Annotated in this window: 12 protein-coding genes; 9 read left to right on the top strand and 3 right to left on the bottom strand. The window is 70.4% G+C overall.

Translation table 11 applies throughout. The features are described 5' to 3' along the window. Nucleotides 1-41: 41 nt before the first annotated feature. Nucleotides 42-3,551 (bottom strand): methionine synthase, encoded by a 3,510-nt coding sequence (metH, locus tag HG542_RS11815; protein ID WP_171080383.1) that lies wholly within the window; start codon nucleotides 3,549-3,551, stop codon nucleotides 42-44. A gap of 277 nt (nucleotides 3,552-3,828) precedes the next feature. Here metH and HG542_RS11810 point away from each other — a divergent pair, with 277 nt between their 5' ends. From HG542_RS11810 to HG542_RS11770, 9 genes are all read left to right on the top strand, one after another. Beyond that, complete coding sequence (locus HG542_RS11810; protein ID WP_171080381.1) at nucleotides 3,829-4,593, top strand: IclR family transcriptional regulator; 765 nt, start codon at nucleotides 3,829-3,831, stop codon at nucleotides 4,591-4,593. Nucleotides 4,594-4,895: 302 nt separating this feature from the next. Continuing rightward, nucleotides 4,896-5,678 carry an MIP/aquaporin family protein gene (locus HG542_RS11805; RefSeq protein ID WP_171080379.1) on the top strand — a complete coding sequence of 261 codons (783 nt, stop codon included), beginning with the start codon at nucleotides 4,896-4,898 and terminating at the stop codon, nucleotides 5,676-5,678. Nucleotides 5,679-5,719: 41 nt separating this feature from the next. Next, the gene (gene glpK, locus HG542_RS11800) at nucleotides 5,720-7,261 is read left to right on the top strand and encodes a glycerol kinase GlpK (RefSeq protein WP_171080377.1); all 1,542 of its coding nucleotides are present in this window, start codon (nucleotides 5,720-5,722) and stop codon (nucleotides 7,259-7,261) included. Between the two features lie 2 nt (nucleotides 7,262-7,263). Next, a complete protein-coding gene (locus HG542_RS11795; protein WP_171080375.1) occupies nucleotides 7,264-8,871 on the top strand; it encodes a glycerol-3-phosphate dehydrogenase/oxidase in 1,608 nt (535 codons plus the stop codon). A 269-nt stretch (nucleotides 8,872-9,140) separates the two neighbouring features. Beyond that, nucleotides 9,141-10,178 carry a glycoside hydrolase family 18 protein gene (locus tag HG542_RS11790; protein ID WP_171080373.1) on the top strand — a complete coding sequence of 346 codons (1,038 nt, stop codon included), beginning with the start codon at nucleotides 9,141-9,143 and terminating at the stop codon, nucleotides 10,176-10,178. A 145-nt stretch (nucleotides 10,179-10,323) separates the two neighbouring features. Beyond that, nucleotides 10,324-11,373: a PAC2 family protein gene (locus HG542_RS11785; protein ID WP_171080371.1), complete on the top strand. Its 1,050-nt coding sequence runs from the start codon at nucleotides 10,324-10,326 to the stop codon at nucleotides 11,371-11,373. Nucleotides 11,374-11,523: 150 nt separating this feature from the next. Next, a complete protein-coding gene (locus HG542_RS11780) occupies nucleotides 11,524-12,234 on the top strand; it encodes an HAD family hydrolase (protein WP_171080369.1) in 711 nt (236 codons plus the stop codon). 342 nt (nucleotides 12,235-12,576) lie between these two features. Further along, nucleotides 12,577-14,172, top strand: a complete 1,596-nt coding sequence (locus HG542_RS11775) for an ABC transporter substrate-binding protein (protein ID WP_171080367.1) — start codon at nucleotides 12,577-12,579, stop codon at nucleotides 14,170-14,172. Between the two features lie 115 nt (nucleotides 14,173-14,287). Continuing rightward, the gene (locus HG542_RS11770) at nucleotides 14,288-15,889 is read left to right on the top strand and encodes an ABC transporter substrate-binding protein (RefSeq protein WP_171080365.1); all 1,602 of its coding nucleotides are present in this window, start codon (nucleotides 14,288-14,290) and stop codon (nucleotides 15,887-15,889) included. A gap of 35 nt (nucleotides 15,890-15,924) precedes the next feature. On the opposite strand, the gene HG542_RS11765 is transcribed toward HG542_RS11770, so the two are convergent. Together HG542_RS11765 and HG542_RS11760 are read right to left on the bottom strand one after the other, a co-directional pair. Beyond that, nucleotides 15,925-16,596: a response regulator gene (locus HG542_RS11765; protein ID WP_099202131.1), complete on the bottom strand. Its 672-nt coding sequence runs from the start codon at nucleotides 16,594-16,596 to the stop codon at nucleotides 15,925-15,927. Nucleotides 16,597-16,611: 15 nt separating this feature from the next. Further along, nucleotides 16,612-17,538 (bottom strand): RecB family exonuclease, encoded by a 927-nt coding sequence (locus HG542_RS11760; RefSeq protein ID WP_171080363.1) that lies wholly within the window; start codon nucleotides 17,536-17,538, stop codon nucleotides 16,612-16,614. Between the last annotated feature and the right edge of the window lie 2 nt (nucleotides 17,539-17,540).

Raw genomic sequence — 17,540 nt, 5'->3', positions numbered from 1 at the left:
CGTCCGGGGGCACCGCCCCCGGACCCCGAACCCTCAATGATTCACCGCGCGTTGAAGTACTTCGCCTCCGGATGGTGAATCACGATCGCATCCGTCGACTGCTCCGGATGCAACTGGAACTCCTCCGACAGCTGCACCCCGATCCGCTCCGGCCGGAGCAGATCGGCGATCTTCGCGCGGTCCTCCAGGTCGGGGCACGCCCCGTACCCCAGCGAGAAGCGGGCGCCCCGGTACTTCAGCGCGAACATGTCCTCCACGTCCGTCGGGTCCTCGCCCCCGAAGCCCAGCTCGGACCGGACCCGCGCGTGCCAGTACTCGGCCAGGGCCTCCGCCAACTGCACGGACAGGCCGTGCAGTTCCAGGTAGTCGCGGTACGAGTCCGACGCGAACAGGCGCGCCGTCTCCTCGCCGATCCTCGACCCCACCGTCACCACCTGCAGCCCGACCACGTCCGTCTCGCCCGATTCCTCCGGGCGGAAGAAGTCCGCCAGGCACAGGCGCCGGCCGCGCCGCTGGCGCGGGAAGGTGAAGCGGGTGCGCTCGGTGCCGTCCTCGTGCAGCAGGATGAGGTCGTCGCCCTTGCTCACGCACGGGAAGTAGCCGTACACCACGGCCGCTTCCAGCAGGTTCTCGGTCTGGAGCTTGTCCAGGAGGCCGCGCAGGCGGGGGCGGCCCTCGGACTCCACCAGCTCCTCATAGCTCGGCCCGCCCGCCCGCGACTGCTTCAGGCCCCACTGGCCCTTGAACAGCGCGCCCTCGTCCAGCCAGGACGCGTACTCCTTCAGCTGGATGCCCTTCACCACGCGCGTGCCCCAGAAGGGCGGTTCCGGCACGCGGTTGTCGGTGGCCACGTCCGAGCGGACCGAGCCCTCCGGCTCGTCCGCCTCCACCACCGCCGCCGTCTCCCGCTTCGGCACCCGGCGCTGCTTCAGTTCCGGGAGCGTGGCTCCCGGAACGCCCCGCTTCACCGCGATGAGCGCGTCCATCAGGTGCAGGCCCTCGAACGCGTCGCGGGCGTAGCGGACTTCGCCCTCGTAGATCTCGTGCAGGTCCTGCTCGACGTACGCGCGCGTCAGTGCGGCGCCGCCCAGGATCACCGGGTATGTCGCTGCCAGCTTGCGCTGGTTGAGCTCCTCCAGGTTCTCCTTCATGATCACCGTGGATTTCACCAGCAGCCCCGACATGCCGATGACGTCCGCCCGGTGCTCCTCCGCCGCCTCCAGGATCGCCGAGACCGGCTGCTTGATGCCCAGATTGACCACGTTGTAGCCGTTGTTGGAGAGGATGATGTCCACGAGGTTCTTGCCGATGTCGTGGACGTCGCCGCGCACGGTGGCCAGCACGATCGTGCCCTTGCCCTCCGCGTCGCTCTTCTCCATGTGCGGTTCGAGGTAGGCCACGGCCGTCTTCATGACCTCCGCGGACTGCAGGACGAACGGCAGCTGCATCTGGCCCGAGCCGAAGAGGTCGCCGACGACCTTCATGCCCGCCAGCAGCGTGTCGTTGACGATGTCCAGCGCCGGGCGGTCGGCCAGCGCCGCGTCCAGGTCGGCCTCCAGGCCGTTCTTCTCGCCGTCGATGATGCGCCGCTGCAGGCGCTCGTCCAGCGGGAGTGCGGCCAGTTCCTCCGCCTTGCCGGCCTTCATGGACTTGGTGTCCACGCCCTCGAAGAGCTCCAGGAACCGCTGCAGCGGGTCGTAGCCCTCGCGCCGCCGGTCGTAGATCAGGTCGAGGGCGACCTCGCGCTGCTCCTGCTCCAGGCGGGCGATCGGCAGGATCTTGCTCGCGTGCACGATCGCGGAGTCCAGGCCCGCCTCGACGCATTCGTTGAGGAAGACCGAGTTGAGGACCATGCGGGCGGCCGGGTTGAGGCCGAAGGAGATGTTCGACAGGCCCAGCGTCGTCTGGACGTCCGGGTGGCGGCGCTTGAGTTCGCGGATGGCCTCGATGGTGGCGATGCCGTCCTTGCGGGACTCCTCCTGGCCGGTGGCGATGGTGAAGGTGAGGCAGTCGACGATGATGTCCGACTCGTGCACACCCCAGTTGTCCGTCAGGTCCGCGATCAGCCGCTCGGCGACCGCCACCTTGTGCTCGGGCGTACGGGCCTGCCCGTTCTCGTCGATGGTCAGGGCGATCAGCGCCGCACCGTGCTCGACCGCGAGGCGGGTGATCCGCGCGAAGCGGGAGTCGGGGCCGGCACCGTCCTCGTAGTTCACGGAGTTGATCACGGCGCGGCCGCCGAGCTTCTCCAGACCCGCCTGGATGACGGCCGGTTCCGTCGAGTCCAGCACGATCGGCAGCGTGGAAGCCGTGGCGAAACGGCCCGCGATCTCGGCCATGTCGGCCACACCGTCGCGGCCGACGTAGTCCACGCACACGTCCAGCAGGTGCGCGCCCTCACGGATCTGCTCGCGGGCCATCTCCACACAGTCGTCCCAGCGGCCGTCCAGCATGGCCTCGCGGAACTTCTTCGAGCCGTTGGCGTTGGTGCGTTCACCGATCGCCAGGTACGAGGTGTCCTGGCGGAAGGGCACGGTCTGGTAGAGGGACGCGGCGCCCGGCTCGGGGCGAGGGGCGCGCTCGGCCGGGGTCAGGCCGCGGACCCGCTCGACGACCTGGCGCAGATGCTCCGGCGTCGTACCGCAGCAGCCGCCCACCAGCGACAGTCCGTACTCTCTGACGAACGTCTCGTGCGCGTCCGCCAACTCGGCCGGGGAGAGCGGGTAGTGCGCACCGTCCTTGCCCAGCACGGGCAGACCGGCGTTCGGCATCGCCGACACTCGGGTGCGGGCGTGCCGCGAGAGGTAGCGCAGGTGCTCGCTCATCTCGGCCGGGCCCGTCGCGCAGTTGAGGCCGATCATGTCGATGCCCAGCGGCTCCAGCGCGGTGAGCGCGGCGCCGATCTCCGAGCCGAGCAGCATGGTGCCCGTCGTCTCGACCGTCACCTGTACCAGCAGCGGCAGTTCGACGCCCGCCGCCGCCATCGCGCGCCGGGCGCCGATGACCGAGGCCTTGGTCTGCAGCAGGTCCTGGGTGGTCTCCACCAGGATCGCGTCCGCGCCGCCGGCCACCAGGCCCTCGACGTTCTGCTGGTAGGCGTCGCGCAGGGTGGTGAAGGGGGCGTGTCCCAGCGTCGGCAGCTTGGTGCCGGGGCCGACCGAGCCCAGCACCCAGCGGGTACGGCCGTCGGCGGCGGTGAACTCGTCCGCGACCTCGCGGGCGATCCGGGCGCCGGCCTCGGACAGTTCGAAGACGCGGTGCGCGATGTCGTACTCGCCCAGCGCCGCGTGGTTGGCGCCGAAGGTGTTGGTCTCCACGCAGTCCACGCCGACCCCGAAGTAGGCCTCGTGCACCGAACGCACGATGTCGGGACGGGTGATGTTCAGGATCTCGTTGCAGCCTTCGAGCTGCTGGAAGTCCTCCAGCGACGGATCCTGCGCCTGGAGCATCGTGCCCATCGCACCGTCGGCCACCACCACTCGGGCGGCGAGGGCCTCGCGCAACTGCTCGGCTCGGGGGACACGGACGGACAATGGCGTATGCGAGGCCATGGGGATGCTCCCGGGTGTGCGACGGCTGTCGGCTTTGCGCTCTCCTGCAGAGGGCGCACGCCGCAAGAGTAGCCGCAGGGGAGTCGGGAAGCCGAGGGCATTCCATGCTGCGGACACCCCGCTACAGGGGCGCTATGCCGGAACTTGATACTCCGGTTGGGGCCGGAGGAACCGACTCCGCGATCATGATCACGTCGCCGTCTGCTACCTCTTGGTCGGCATCGGCCGATAGTGTTCAGCAATGCCGAACGGCATGCTGGTGGAGGAGGTTTCCCCGATGGCACGGACCATCCAGTCGCTCGAACGCGCAGCGGCGATGCTGCGGCTGCTCGCGGGCGGCGAGCGGCGACTGGGCCTGTCCGACGTGGCCTCCGCGCTGGGACTGGCCAAGGGTACGGCGCACGGCATCCTGCGCACTCTCCAGCAGGAGGGCTTCGTCGAACAGGACCCCGCCTCCGGCCGCTACCAGCTGGGCGCCGAGCTGCTCCGGCTCGGGAACAGCTACCTCGACGTGCACGAGCTGCGGGCCCGCGCCCTGGTCTGGGCGGACGACCTGGCCCGCTCCAGCGGGGAGAGCGTCTACCTGGGCGTGCTCCACCAGCAGGGCGTGCTCGTCATCCACCACGTCTTCCGTCCCGACGACAGCCGTCAGGTGCTGGAGGTCGGCGCGATGCAGCCGCTGCACAGCACCGCCCTCGGCAAGGTGCTGTGCGCCTACGACCCGGTCGCGCACGCCGAGCTGGCCGAGGCCGAGCGGGAGGCCTTCACCCCGCGGACCGTGACGGCCATGCCCGACCTGGAGGGTGTGCTGGACCTCACCCGGGCGCGCGGCTGGGCGGCGGACGTGGAGGAGACCTGGGCCGGGGTGGCCTCGGTGGCCGCGCCCATCCATGACCGGCGGCGGATGCCGGTCGGTGCCGTGGGGATCACGGGGGCCGTGGAGCGGGTATGTGAAGACGGTGAACTCAGGGCGCGGCTGGTCGCCGCTGTGCGTGACTGTGCGCGGGCGGTCTCCCGCGATCTGGGCGCCGGACGTTTCTAGGCGGAGCCCGGAAGGTCTCCGGGAGGTCTCTTCCGGGGGTGTTCGAGACCCCCTCGTTACCGGTCGGTATCCGAACGTAGATTTCCGGCCAGTTGGCCGGGAGTTTCCCGTCACACCTCCCTTGACGTGCCCTTAACCGTCCAGAAAACTGCCGTTCATCGGTCGGCATTGTCGAACACCTACCGACATATTCGCTATGGTGTGCAGTGCCACGGGACCGATCACCACCCTCTCGGAGGGTGCGGACCACCGGATGGACCCGGGGTTCGCCTTCCCCTGGACGAAGGACAAAGGAGTCGCGGGTGTCCAGCTCCGACATCTTCACCGGTGAGACCATCGGTACCGCGGTATTGATTCTGCTCGGCGGCGGCGTCTGCGCCGCCGTCACCCTGAAGCGTTCCAAGGCGCAGAACGCGGGCTGGCTGGCCATCACCTTCGGGTGGGGCTTCGCCGTCCTGGCCGGCGCCTACATCGGCGCCAAGTCCGGTGCGCACCTGAACCCGGCCGTCACCATCGGCCTGGCCGTCGACGGCCAGGTCGAGTGGAGCGACGTGCCCCTCTACATCGGCTCCCAGATGCTGGGCGCGATGATCGGCGCCACCCTCGTGTGGCTCGCCTACCACGGTCAGTTCAAGGCGCACCTGACCGACGACGAGATCGTCGGCAGCCTCAACCCCCGTGAGGGCATGGTCGACCAGACCGCGGAGCCGCAGGCCGGACCGGTGCTGGGCATCTTTTCGACGGGCCCCGAGGTCCGCAATGTCGTGCAGAACCTGGTGACGGAGATCATCGCCACCACGGTGCTGGTGCTCTTCATCCTCACCACGGGTCTCACCAAGGGCCTGGCCACCAGCGGCACCGGTGGGCTGATGGTCGCCCTCGTGGTCGTCGGCATCGGCCTCTCGCTCGGCGGTCCCACCGGCTACGCGATCAACCCCGCCCGTGACCTCGGTCCCCGCATCGTGCACGCGCTGCTGCCGCTGCCGAACAAGGGCGGCTCCGACTGGAGCTACGCCTGGATCCCCGTCGTCGGCCCGATCATCGGCGGCGCCCTCGCCGCAGGCATCCACCAGCTCGCGTTCTGACGCACCCGCCGAGACCTTCAGACCCCCCAGGAGCAGACACCATGAGCACCACCGAGAGCCACGACGCCCACGCCGTCGGCCCGTTCATCGCGGCGATCGACCAGGGCACCACCTCCTCCCGCTGCATCGTCTTCGACCGCGACGGCCGCATCGTCTCCGTCGACCAGAAGGAGCACGAGCAGATCTTCCCCAAGCCGGGCTGGGTCGAGCACGACGCCAAGGAGATCTGGCGCAACGTCCAGGAGGTCGTCGCCGGCGCCGTCGAGAAGGCGGGCATCACTGCCGCCGACGTCAAGGCCATCGGCATCACCAACCAGCGCGAGACCACGCTGCTCTGGGACAAGAACACCGGTGAGCCCGTCCACAACGCCATCGTCTGGCAGGACACCCGCACCGACGGCCTGTGCAAGGAGCTCGGCCGCAACGTCGGCCAGGACCGCTTCCGCCGCGAGACCGGCCTCCCGCTGGCCTCCTACTTCTCCGGCCCCAAGGTCCGCTGGCTGCTGGACAACGTCGAGGGCCTCCGCGAGCGCGCCGAGCGCGGCGACATCCTCTTCGGCACCATGGACTCCTGGGTCATCTGGAACCTCACCGGCGGTGTGAACGGCGGCGTCCACGTCACCGACGTCACCAACGCCTCGCGCACCATGCTGATGAACCTGCGCAGCCTGGCCTGGGACGAGCGCATCCTGTCCTCCATGGAGATCCCGGCGGCCGTCCTGCCGGAGATCCGCTCCTCCGCCGAGGTCTACGGCATCGCCAAGGGCGGCGCCCTGGACGGCGTCCCCGTCGCCTCCGCGCTCGGCGACCAGCAGGCCGCCCTCTTCGGCCAGACCTGCTACGCCAAGGGCGAGGCCAAGTCCACCTACGGCACCGGCACGTTCATGCTGATGAACACCGGCGACGAGCCCGTCCAGTCCTACAACGGCCTGCTGACGACCGTCGGTTACCGCATCGGCGACGAGAAGCCGGTCTACGCCCTCGAGGGCTCCATCGCCGTCACCGGCTCCCTCGTGCAGTGGATGCGCGACCAGATGGGTCTGATCAAGAGCGCCGCCGAGATCGAGACGCTCGCCAGCTCCGTCGAGGACAACGGCGGCGCCTACTTCGTGCCGGCCTTCTCCGGCCTGTTCGCCCCCTACTGGCGCTCCGACGCGCGCGGTGTGATCGCGGGCCTGACCCGCTACGTCACCAAGGCGCACATCGCCCGCGCCGTGCTCGAGGCCACCGCCTGGCAGACCCGCGAGATCACCGACGCCATGACCAAGGACTCCGGCGTCGAGCTGACCGCGCTCAAGGTCGACGGCGGCATGACCTCCAACAACTTGCTGATGCAGACCCTCTCGGACTTCCTGGACGCACCCGTGGTGCGCCCGATGGTCGCCGAGACCACCTGCCTCGGCGCTGCCTACGCCGCCGGCCTGGCCGTCGGCTTCTGGCCGGACACCGACGCGCTGCGCGCCAACTGGCGCCGGGCCGCCGAGTGGACCCCCCGCATGGACGCGGACACGCGTGACCGCGAGTACAAGAACTGGCTCAAGGCCGTCGAGCGGACCATGGGCTGGATCGAGGACGAGGAGTAATCATGACAACCCCGCAGAGCGTTCCGACCCTGGGAACGCACCCGGCCGCCGGTGCCAACCCGAGCCGTGCCGAGACCCGGGACCGGCTGTCCAAGGCGACGTACGACCTCCTGGTGATCGGTGGCGGCATCCTGGGCACCTCGGTGGCCTGGCACGCAGCACAGGCCGGTCTGCGGGTCGCCATGGTGGACGCCGGCGACTTCGCCGGCGCCACCTCCTCCGCCTCCTCCAAGCTCGTCCACGGCGGTCTGCGCTACCTGCAGACCGGTGCCGTCAAGCTGGTCGCGGAGAACCACCACGAGCGCCGGGTGCTGGCCAAGGACGTGGCCCCGCACCTGGTCAACCCGCTCACCTTCTACCTGCCGGTCTACAAGGGCGGCCCGGTCGGCGCCGCCAAGCTGGGCGCCGGTGTCTTCGCCTACTCCGCGCTGTCCGCCTTCGGCGACGGCGTCGGCAAGGTGATCACCCCCGCCCGGGCCAAGGCCGACAACCCCGGTCTGCGCACGGACAACCTCAAGGCCGTGGCGGTCTACTACGACCACCAGATGAACGACTCCCGCGTGGCCGTCATGACCGTCCGCGCCGCCGTCGAGTCCGGCGCGGTCGTCCTCAACCACGCCGAGGTCACCGGCCTGCGCTTCACCCACGGCAAGGTCTCCGGCGCCGAGCTCAAGGACCGCACGGACGGCACCGAGTTCGGCATCGACGCCCGCGTGGTGCTCAACGCCACCGGCCCGTGGGTCGACCACCTGCGCAAGATGGAGGACAAGGCCGCGGCCCCCTCCATCCGCCTCTCCAAGGGCGCGCACATCGTGATGAAGCGCAAGTCGCCGTGGAAGGCCGCCATGGCCACCCCGATCGACAAGTACCGCATCACCTTCGCCCTGCCCTGGGAGGACCAGCTCCTGCTGGGCACCACCGACACCCAGTACGAGGGCGACCCGGCGGATGTCAGCGCCACCGAGGCCGACATCCAGCAGATCCTGGACGAGGCCGCGTTCTCCATCCAGGACGCCGACCTCGACCGCTCCCTGATGACCTACGCCTTCGCCGGCCTGCGCGTGCTGCCGGGCGGCCCGGGCGACGTCGCCCAGGCCAAGCGCGAGACGGTCGTCACCGAGGGCAAGGGCGGCATGCTGTCCGTCGCCGGCGGCAAGTGGACCACCTACCGCCACATCGGCCGCACGGTGATGAACAAGCTGGCCAAGGTGCCCGGCAGCCCGCTGACCGAGGACATGGAGCCCGTCTCCAGCCTGGTCCGCCGCACCCCGCTGCCCGGTGTCGCCAACCCCAACGCCGTCGCCCACCGCCTGCTGGTCGACCGCGAGCCCGGCAGCCGCATGGACCCGCTGACGGCCCGTCACCTGGCCACGCACTACGGCTCGCTGTCCTTCGACATCGCCCGCCTGGTCAACGAGAACCCCGAGCTCGGCGAGCGCATCCACCCCGACGGCCCGGAGATCTGGGCCCAGGTCGTCTACGCCCGCGACCACGAGTGGGCCGAGACGGTCGACGACGTGCTGCGCCGCCGGACGACGCTGACGATCCGGGGCCTGGACACGGAGGATGTCCGCGCGCGGGTCAAGGACGTGCTGCACGACAAGGGCTGATCCTGCGGATCCCCGCGCCCCGTCAGGGGCGCGGGGAACTGCGCGACAAGCCCCCACCGGCCCGCAGTCGACGCACCGCCCCCGGAGGTCCGGGGCGCAGCCCCGGGTACGTCGTCTGCGGGCGCGTCGTGGTTCCCCGCGCCCCTGACGGGGCGCCGTGCTCGTGCCCACGCGGCGGAGCCGTAAATCGACACAGCCCGCGCCCCTGACGGGGCGCACCGGCAACCGCAACGCCCCTTCTCCCGTCACCCGTAGGGAGGGGGAACGACATGAAGAGGCCCGATCTGCGCCGGCTGCGTCCGTCGCGGCGTCTGTTGAGCCGGGCAGCCGTCGTGCTGGCCGCACTGGTGCTGGTGCCCGTCGTGGTGGCGGCCGGCATGCTGCGGGCCGCGTACGCCGGGGCACCCGCGAAGGACGCCGTCACCCGGGGGCGGGACGCCCTCTGGCTCGGGCACGCCTGGGTGGACGGCCGCCATACCGCCGCCGACCTCGCGCAGTTGGAACAGCGCGTCGCCGGAACCGGCATCCGCGACCTCTACCTGCACGCCGGGCCGCTGGAGCACGACGGCACCCTGCCCGCCCGCGACTACGCGGGCGCCCGGCAGCTGATCGACGCGGTCCACCGCGACCTGCCCGGCGTGCGCGTCCAGGCCTGGCTCGGCGACGTGGTGGTGCGCGAGGGCGGCGGCGGACTGCGCCTGGACGCGCCCGCCACCCGTGACGCGGTGACCGAGAGCGCCCGGCAGGTGCTGCGGGCCGGCTTCGACGGGGTGCACCTGGACGTCGAGCCGGTGCGCACCGGCGACACCGGCTACCTCGCGCTGCTGGACTCCCTGCGCGCGGCGGTGCGTTCGGGCGGCGGGGTGCTCTCGGTGGCCGCCCAGCAGATCGACCCGCTGCCCTCGATGCACCGCGCGGCGCAGACGCTGGGCAGCCCCAAGTGGTGGTCGCAGCACTATTTCGGCCAAGTGGCCCGGCGGGTGGACCAGATCGCCGTGATGTCGTACGACACCGCACTGCCGTGGGAGAGCCTCTACGGCGGCTACGTCGCCCGGCAGACGGCCCTCGCCCTGCAGGTGACGCCCCGCACCACGGACCTGCTGATGGGCCTGCCCTTCTACCACTCCGACAACCTGGGCCACAACAGCACGGCGGAGACCGCCGACGCCGCCCTGCGCGGCGCCCGCCTCGGCCTGACCCGGCAGGACCGCGGGCGGCAGGCCTTCGGCGTGGCCCTCTACGTGGACTTCGCCGCCACCGCCGACGACTGGCGCGCCTACCGCGAAGGATGGGGTGCCCGCGAATGACCCTGCACCGTGCAATCAACTGCCCGACAAGGGCTGCGAACGGGGGCCGGGAAGGCCGTAGGCTTGGGGGACTGAGCAAGCAACTGCACGGAACGGCAGCCGGTGGCGGTGACGGAGATCCGCCCCGGTCGGAAGGAGGCGCTGGGTGATCGAGCTTGAGGGGGTACCCGAGCTGATCGACCCGGTCATGATCTGTGCCTTCGAGGGCTGGAACGACGCCGGGGACGCGGCCTCCAGTGCGGTCGCGCACCTGGACCGGGAGTGGAAGGGCGAGGTCTTCGCCGCGCTGGACGCGGAGGACTACTACGACTTCCAGGTCAACCGCCCCACGGTGTGGCTGGACGGCGGTGTCCGCAAGATCACCTGGCCGACCACCCGGCTCTCCGTGGTGCGCACCCCGGGCCCGTCCCCGCGCGATCTCGTCCTGGTCCGCGGCATCGAGCCGAGCATGCGCTGGCGCTCGTTCTGCAACGAGATCCTCGGCTTCGCCCACGAACTGGGCGTGGAACTGGTCGTGGTGCTGGGCTCGCTGCTCGGCGACACCCCGCACACCAGGCCGGTACCGGTCAGTGGTGTCACCTCCGACCCGGACCTGGCCCGGACCATGGATCTGGAGGAGTCCCGCTACGAGGGCCCGACCGGCATCGTGGGCATCCTGCAGGAGGCCTGCACGCACGCCGGCGTCCCCGCGGTCAGCCTGTGGGCGGCCGTGCCGCACTACGTCTCCCAGCCGCCCAACCCGAAGGCCACCCTGGCGCTGCTGAACCGCCTGGAGGACCTGATCGACCTGCGCATCCCGCTGGGCGAGCTGCCGGAGGACTCCCGGGCCTGGCAGCTGGGCGTGGACCAGCTGGCGGCCGAGGACAGCGAGGTCGCGGAGTACGTGCAGTCGCTGGAGGAGGCCCGGGACACCGCGGAGCTGCCGGAGGCCTCCGGCGAGGCCATCGCCCGCGAGTTCGAGCGCTATCTGCGCCGCCGCGACCCGCAGCCGGGCGGCCTGGCGGCCGAGCCGGGGCTCGACGCGCCCGGCCGGGACGGCTCGTACCTGCGGGACACGGCCGGCGGCCGCACCCGCCCGCCGAAGCCGCAGGCCAAGGACGAGAGCGATGACGGGGGCGAGGGCGGGGAGGAGCACACCGACCGCACCGAGGGCCCCGGCCGCACCGAGGGCCCCGGCCCGGAGGCCGCGGACTGACCGTGCGGCCCGTCCGGCCCGTACGTCCCGGATATCGACGCGACGTGCCGTGGTGAACGGACGTACACTTGTCGGCCCGGTGGAGGCCGGTCCGCCGTCCCGCAGGGGACAGTGCGGACCGGCCTTCCCGTCCCTTCAGGAGGTGCGCCGATGACCAGCAGCATCCCGGCGGTCGACAGCCGTCCGGCCACAGGACCGGCCCTGCAGGCGGTCCTGCTCGACATGGACGGCACCCTCGTCGACACCGAGGGGTTCTGGTGGGAGGTCGAGGTCGCGGTCTTCGCCGAGCTCGGCCACCAGCTCCTGGAGGAGTACCGCGAGGTCGTCGTCGGCGGGCCGATGTCCCGCAGCGCCTCCTTCCTGATCAAGGCCACGGGCGCCCGGATCGCCCTGGCCGAGCTGACGGCACTGCTGAACACCCGCTTCGCCGAGATGATCGGCGGCGGTGTGCCGCTGATGCCCGGCGCCCGGCGGCTGCTCGCCGAGCTGGCCGCGCACTCGGTGCCCACGGCGCTGGTCTCCGCCTCGCACCGGCAGATCATCGACCGGGTGCTGCACACCCTCGGCCCGCAGCACTTCGCGCTGACGGTCGCGGGGGACGAGCTGACCCGGACCAAGCCCCACCCGGACCCGTACCTGCTGGCCGCGACCCGGCTCGGGGTGGATCCGGCGCGCTGCGCGGTGGTGGAGGACACCCTGACCGGCGTGACGGCCGCCGAGGCCGCGGGCTGCCGGGTGGTGGCCGTGCCGTCGGTCGCGCCCATCCCGCCGGCCGCCGGGCGCACGGTGGTGGGTTCGCTGGAGGAAGTCGATCTCCCATTTCTGCGGCGCCTGATCCCGGCCCGGAATTACGGGGTGTGAGAGGGCGGAAACGCTGGGCGTCGGAGCCCGGTTTTCCGCGCCGAATGCGGCGGCCGAATTGCACCGGGTGCCCCGGCTCCGGGCGGAGTGACGTTCGTCACCGGACAAGGGGGCCCGAGGGTGGCCGGAGGGGGTGTGGAAGCGCTCCCACGGGTACGGAAGCGCACCCTTGTGTCCCGATTGGTAACCGAGTGCGTGGAAGATTCCCGTGCCCGGATATCGGTGCGTCGCCGGCTGTTATCACGGTGTGATATCGCATCAACTTCGCCGTGTTCCGGGGGCCATGACGGTCCGGACTAATCTCTTCCGGGAACTGACGCACCACAGGGAGAACCCCGCACAATGAACCGCAAGACCTTGGTGCTGCCGGCCGTGGCAGCCCTGCTGGCCCCCGCCCTCGCCGCCTGTGGCGGGAGCAGCGGATCCGGTACGGGCAAGGCCGTAGTCGTCGGCACCACGGACCGGTTCGAGGAGACCACCGACGCGCCCGCACCCCTCGACCCCGCGGCCGCGTACGACATCGGCGCCTGGAACGTTCTGCACAGCACCTTCCAGACCCTGATGCGGCTGCCCCGCTCGGGCGCCACGCCGGTCGGCGACGCCGCCGAGACGTGCAGCTTCGGCGACCGCAACAACGAGCAGTACCGGTGCACCCTGCGCGCGGGCCTGAAGTTCTCCAACGGGCACCCGCTCACCTCCGAGGACGTGAAGTTCTCCTTCGACCGCGTGGCGGCGATCAACTTCGAGAACGGCCCGGCCTCCCTGCTGAGCAACATCGACAAGGTCGAGACCCCCAACGACCGCGAGGTCGTCTTCCACCTCAAGTCGCCCGACGCCACCTTCCCGCAGAAGATCGCCACCCCGGCCGGCTCGATCGTCGACCACCAGGCGTACAAGAAGGACAGCCTCGGCGACGGCTTCAAGGTCGTCGGATCCGGCCCGTACACGCTGAGCACCGACGTCAAGGACGACCACGTCACCAAGGCCGTCCTGAGCAGGAACCCCGACTACCACGGGTCGGTGGAGCTGCAGAACGACAAGGTCGAGATGCGCTTCTACGACGACTCGGCGTCGATGGAGAAGGCGCTCGAGGCCGGCGACATCGACCTCATGAACCGCACCATGCTGCCCGAGCAGATCAGCAGGCTGCGCGACAACCCGCCCAGCGGCGTACGGCTGCTGGAGAACCCGGGCGCCGAGATCAGCTACCTCGCCTTCAACACCGACGACCCGTCGGTCAAGAACAAGGCGGTACGCCAGGCCATGGCGCAGGTCATCGACCGCCAGGCGCTCACCCGCGACGCCTACAACCGCGCCGACGACCCGCTGTACTCGCTGGTGCCCTCCGGCATCACCGGACACCAGAACTCCTTCTCCAACAAGTACCAGGACCCCAGCCCGAGCAAGGCCCGCACCCTGCTGCAGGGCGCCGGCATCAGCACGCCGGTGCCGCTCACCCTCACCTACACCACCGACCACTACGGCGAGGCCACCGCCAAGGCGTTCAAGGTGCTCCAGAAGCAGTTGAACGACAGCGGCCTGTTCGACGCGAAGGTCCAGGGCGTCAAGTGGGCGGACTTCCGCCCCGAGGCAGCCAAGGGCAAGTACGCCGTCTACGGCATGGGCTGGTTCCCCGACTTCCCGGACCCCGACAACTTCATCGCCCCGTTCATCGGCAAGGACAACTTCCTCCACTCGCCCTACCGCAACAACAAGATCAGCGGTGAACTGCTCCCGCAGTCCCGCCAGACGGCCGCGCGCGAGTCGGCCGGCCAGTACTTCCAGCAGGCCCAGGACATCATCGCCGACGAGGTGCCGGTGCTCCCGCTCTGGCAGGGCAAGCAGTACGTGGCCATCCGCAACGGTCTCACCGGATCGGAGTGGGCCCTCAACGCCGCCTCGGAGCTGCAGCCCTGGGAACTCGCCCACGGCGCCTAGCAGTTCACACCCGCGCCCGCGGGGCAGCTCCACCAGCACCACAGCTCCACAGAACGATCTCAGCAGCCCCATGGCGGCCGCCACCGCCCAGACGAGAACTGTGAGGAACGTGCAAGTGAAGAAACGTGACCAGTGGCTCGCCGCCCCGCTCGGCGCGGGGCTTGCCGCCGCCCTGCTCAGCGGGTGCGGATCGGAGGACGGCACGGCGGCCGGCACCGGGCAGCCGGTGGTCATGGGGATGTCCGACGAGGTCATGACCACCGACCCCGCCTCGGGTTACGACCCCGGATCCTGGGTGCTGTTCAACAACGTCTACCAGTCGCTGATGAGCTTCCCCAAGGGCAGCACCAGCCCGACGCCGGACGCGGCCAGGAGCTGCTCCTTCAAGGACCACTCCAGCCAGACCTACGAATGCACGCTCCAGGACGGGCTGAAGTTCTCCAACGGCCACCCCCTCACCTCGGAGGACGTCGCCTACTCCTTCCGCCGCACGCTGAAGATCAACGACAAGGACGGCCCCGCCGCGTCGATGCTCTCCACCATCGGAGACATCAAGACGCCCGACAAGTCCACCGTCGTCTTCCAGCTCAAGCGCCCCGACGCCACCTTCCCCCAGAAGATCGCCTCCGGTGCCGGCTCCATCGTCGACCACACCGAATACCCGATGGACAAGCTGCGCACCGACGGCAAGGCCGTCGGCTCCGGCGTCTACAAGCTCGACTCCTTCGACAAGTCCAAGGCCGTCTTCAAGGTCAACCCCTCCTACAAGGGCCCGGCCACCGTGCAGAACAGCGGCGTGACGCTGAAGTTCTTCCACGGCGAACAGGCCGAACTCAAGAACGCCGTCCAGAAGGGCGACGTGGACCTCGCCTACCGCGGCCTGGCCATGAAGGACATCGCCGACCTGCAGGCGGTGGACGCCGACGACAAGAACAAGCTCAATGTGATCGAGGGCACCAGCGCCGAGATCCAGCACATGGTCTTCAACACCAAGGACCCGGTGGCCGGCAAGGCCGGGGTCCGCAAGGCCATCGCCTACCTCGTCGACCGCAGCGCGCTCGTCCGCGACGTCTACAAGCGCACCGCCGAACCGCTCTACTCGGTCGTCCCCAGCGGCATCACCGGCCACAAGACCTCGTTCTTCGACCTCTACGGCGACCGCCCCCAGCCCGCCAAGGCCGCCGCGGCCCTGCAGTCCGAGGGCATCCACGGCAAGGTCAAGCTCACCCTGTGGGCCACGCCCATCCGCTACGGGCCCGGCACCGTCCCCGAGTTCCAGGAGATCGCCAAACAGCTCAACGACAGCGGCCTGTTCGAGGCCGACGTCAAGAGCGTCCCGATCGACGAGTACGAGAAGGGCGTCCACGCCGGCGCCTACGGCGTCTACGTCAAGGGCTGGATCCCCGACTACCCCGACCCGGACAACTTCACCGCGCCGTTCTTCGGCGCGGACAGCGAACTGGCCAACAACTACGAGTCCAAGGAGATAGCGGAGAAGATCCTGCCGGCCACCGCCGCCCAGGGCAGCCGCTCCGCCACCGTCGACGACTTCGCCAAGCTGCAGAACACCGTCGCCCAGGACCTGCCCGTCCTGCCGCTGTGGCAGGGCAAGCAGTACGTCGTCGCCAACTCCCGCATCTCCGGCCTGCAGTGGACACTCGACGCCTCGACCGTCTTCCGCTTCTGGGAGATCGGCAAGTCCGCCAACAAGAGCTGACCCGCCGACCGTCCCCCTCAGCGCCCCGGTGCCGCCTACTGCGCGCCGGGGCGCACCAGTCCGCTCTCGTACGCGTAGACCGCCGCCTGCACCCGGTCCCGCAGGCCCAGCTTCGTGAGCACATGGCCCACGTGCGTCTTGACCGTCGTCTCGCTGACGAACAGATCCGCGGCGATCTCCGCATTCGACAGACCCCGCGCCACCAGCTTCAGCACCTCGACCTCACGGTCGGTCAGCGTGTTCAGCGTGTCCGGCAACGGCTCCTCGCCGGACGGCAGATGACCCGCGTACTTGTCCAGCAGCCGCCGCGTGATGCTCGGCGCCAGCATCGCCTCGCCGCCCGCAACCACCCTGATCGCCTGCACCAGTTCATGCGCCGGGGCATCCTTGAGCAGGAAACCGCTGGCCCCCGCACGCAGCGCCTCCACCACATACTCGTCGAGGTCGAACGTCGTCAGCACCAGCACCTTGGCCGGGCCGTTGCGCTCCGGACCGGTGATCTGCCGGGTCGCCTCGACCCCGTCCATCCGGGGCATCCGGATGTCCATCAGCACCACGTCGGGCTGCAGCGCACGCACCTGGTCGAGCGCCTGCAGGCCGTCCCCGGCCTCCCCGACGACGGCCAGGTCCTGCTCGGCCTCCAGGATCATGCGGAAGCCGGTGCGCAGCAGCGGCTGGTCGTCGACCAACAGGACACGGATCGCCACAGGAGAACTCCTTCGCTAGACCGCGTCCATTCTGCCCTGCGCCTCCACGGCCAGCGGATACGGCGGGGGAGTGCCGCCGAATTCCGGGCACACCGCCTGGTGGTCGCACCAGCCGCACAGCTTCGTCGGCCGCGGACGCCAGTCGCCCGTCTCCGTGGCCAGCATGATCGCGTCCCACAGGGCCCGCAGCTTGCGCTCCACCGCCAGCAGCTCCGCCTCCACCGGGTCGTACGTCAGCACGTCCCCGCTGCCGAGGTAGACCAACTGCAGCCGGCGCGGCACCCGCCCGCGCAGCCGCCACACCACCAGCGCGTAGAACATCATCTGGAACAGCGCGTCCTGGCGGTACTGCGGAGCCGGGGCCTTGCCCGTCTTGTAGTCCACGATGCGCACCTCGCCCGAGGGCGCCACATCCAGCCGGTCGACGATGCCGCGCAGCAGCAGACCCGACTCCAGCGTCGTCTCCACGACGAGCTCGCGCTCCGCCGGCTCCAGCCGTGCCGGATCCTCCAGCGTGAACCAGCGCTCCACCAGCTTCTCCGCGTCGGCCAGCCACTTCCCCAGCTGCTCCGCGTCCTGCGAACCGTCCTCCCGGGCGAACAGCTCCGCCAGCTCCGGCCGCGCCGCCAGCAGCTCCTCCCACGCACCCGGCACCATCCCGCGCGCCCGCGGCACCGTGCGCTCGGCCGCCGGGGCGTCGAAGAGCCGCTCCAGCACCGCATGCACCACCGTGCCCCGGGTGGCCGCCGCGCTGGGCTTCTCCGGCAGCCGGTCGATCACCCGGAAGCGGTAGAGCAGCGGACACCGCATGAAATCCGCCGCACGCGACGGCGACAGCGACACCGGCCGCGACACCGGCCGAGACGGCCCGGACTGCGCGGGAACACGGCTGCCGGCCCCCTCCGGGGCCGGAACGGCGGAATGCTCGGTGGCGGTATCCATGA

Origin of the sequence: Streptomyces morookaense (assembly GCF_013030945.1) — a bacterium.
Classification (GTDB): Bacteria; Actinomycetota; Actinomycetes; order Streptomycetales; family Streptomycetaceae; genus Streptomyces; species Streptomyces morookaensis.
Note: the sequence above shows the minus strand (reverse complement) of the source record. Positions and strands in the feature narration are given on the sequence as shown.

Excerpts from the sequence above, each read along its gene's own strand:
- HG542_RS11760 (WP_171080363.1), bottom strand. The coding sequence starts at position 17,538 with ATGGATACCGCCACCGAGCATTCCGCCGTTCCGGCCCCGGAGGGGGCC.
- HG542_RS11780 (WP_171080369.1), top strand. The coding sequence starts at position 11,524 with ATGACCAGCAGCATCCCGGCGGTCGACAGCCGTCCGGCCACAGGACCG.
- HG542_RS11795 (WP_171080375.1), top strand. The coding sequence starts at position 7,264 with ATGACAACCCCGCAGAGCGTTCCGACCCTGGGAACGCACCCGGCCGCC.
- metH (WP_171080383.1), bottom strand. The coding sequence starts at position 3,551 with ATGGCCTCGCATACGCCATTGTCCGTCCGTGTCCCCCGAGCCGAGCAG.
- HG542_RS11790 (WP_171080373.1), top strand. The coding sequence starts at position 9,141 with ATGAAGAGGCCCGATCTGCGCCGGCTGCGTCCGTCGCGGCGTCTGTTG.
- HG542_RS11775 (WP_171080367.1), top strand. The coding sequence starts at position 12,577 with ATGAACCGCAAGACCTTGGTGCTGCCGGCCGTGGCAGCCCTGCTGGCC.
- glpK (WP_171080377.1), top strand. The coding sequence starts at position 5,720 with ATGAGCACCACCGAGAGCCACGACGCCCACGCCGTCGGCCCGTTCATC.
- HG542_RS11810 (WP_171080381.1), top strand. The coding sequence starts at position 3,829 with ATGGCACGGACCATCCAGTCGCTCGAACGCGCAGCGGCGATGCTGCGG.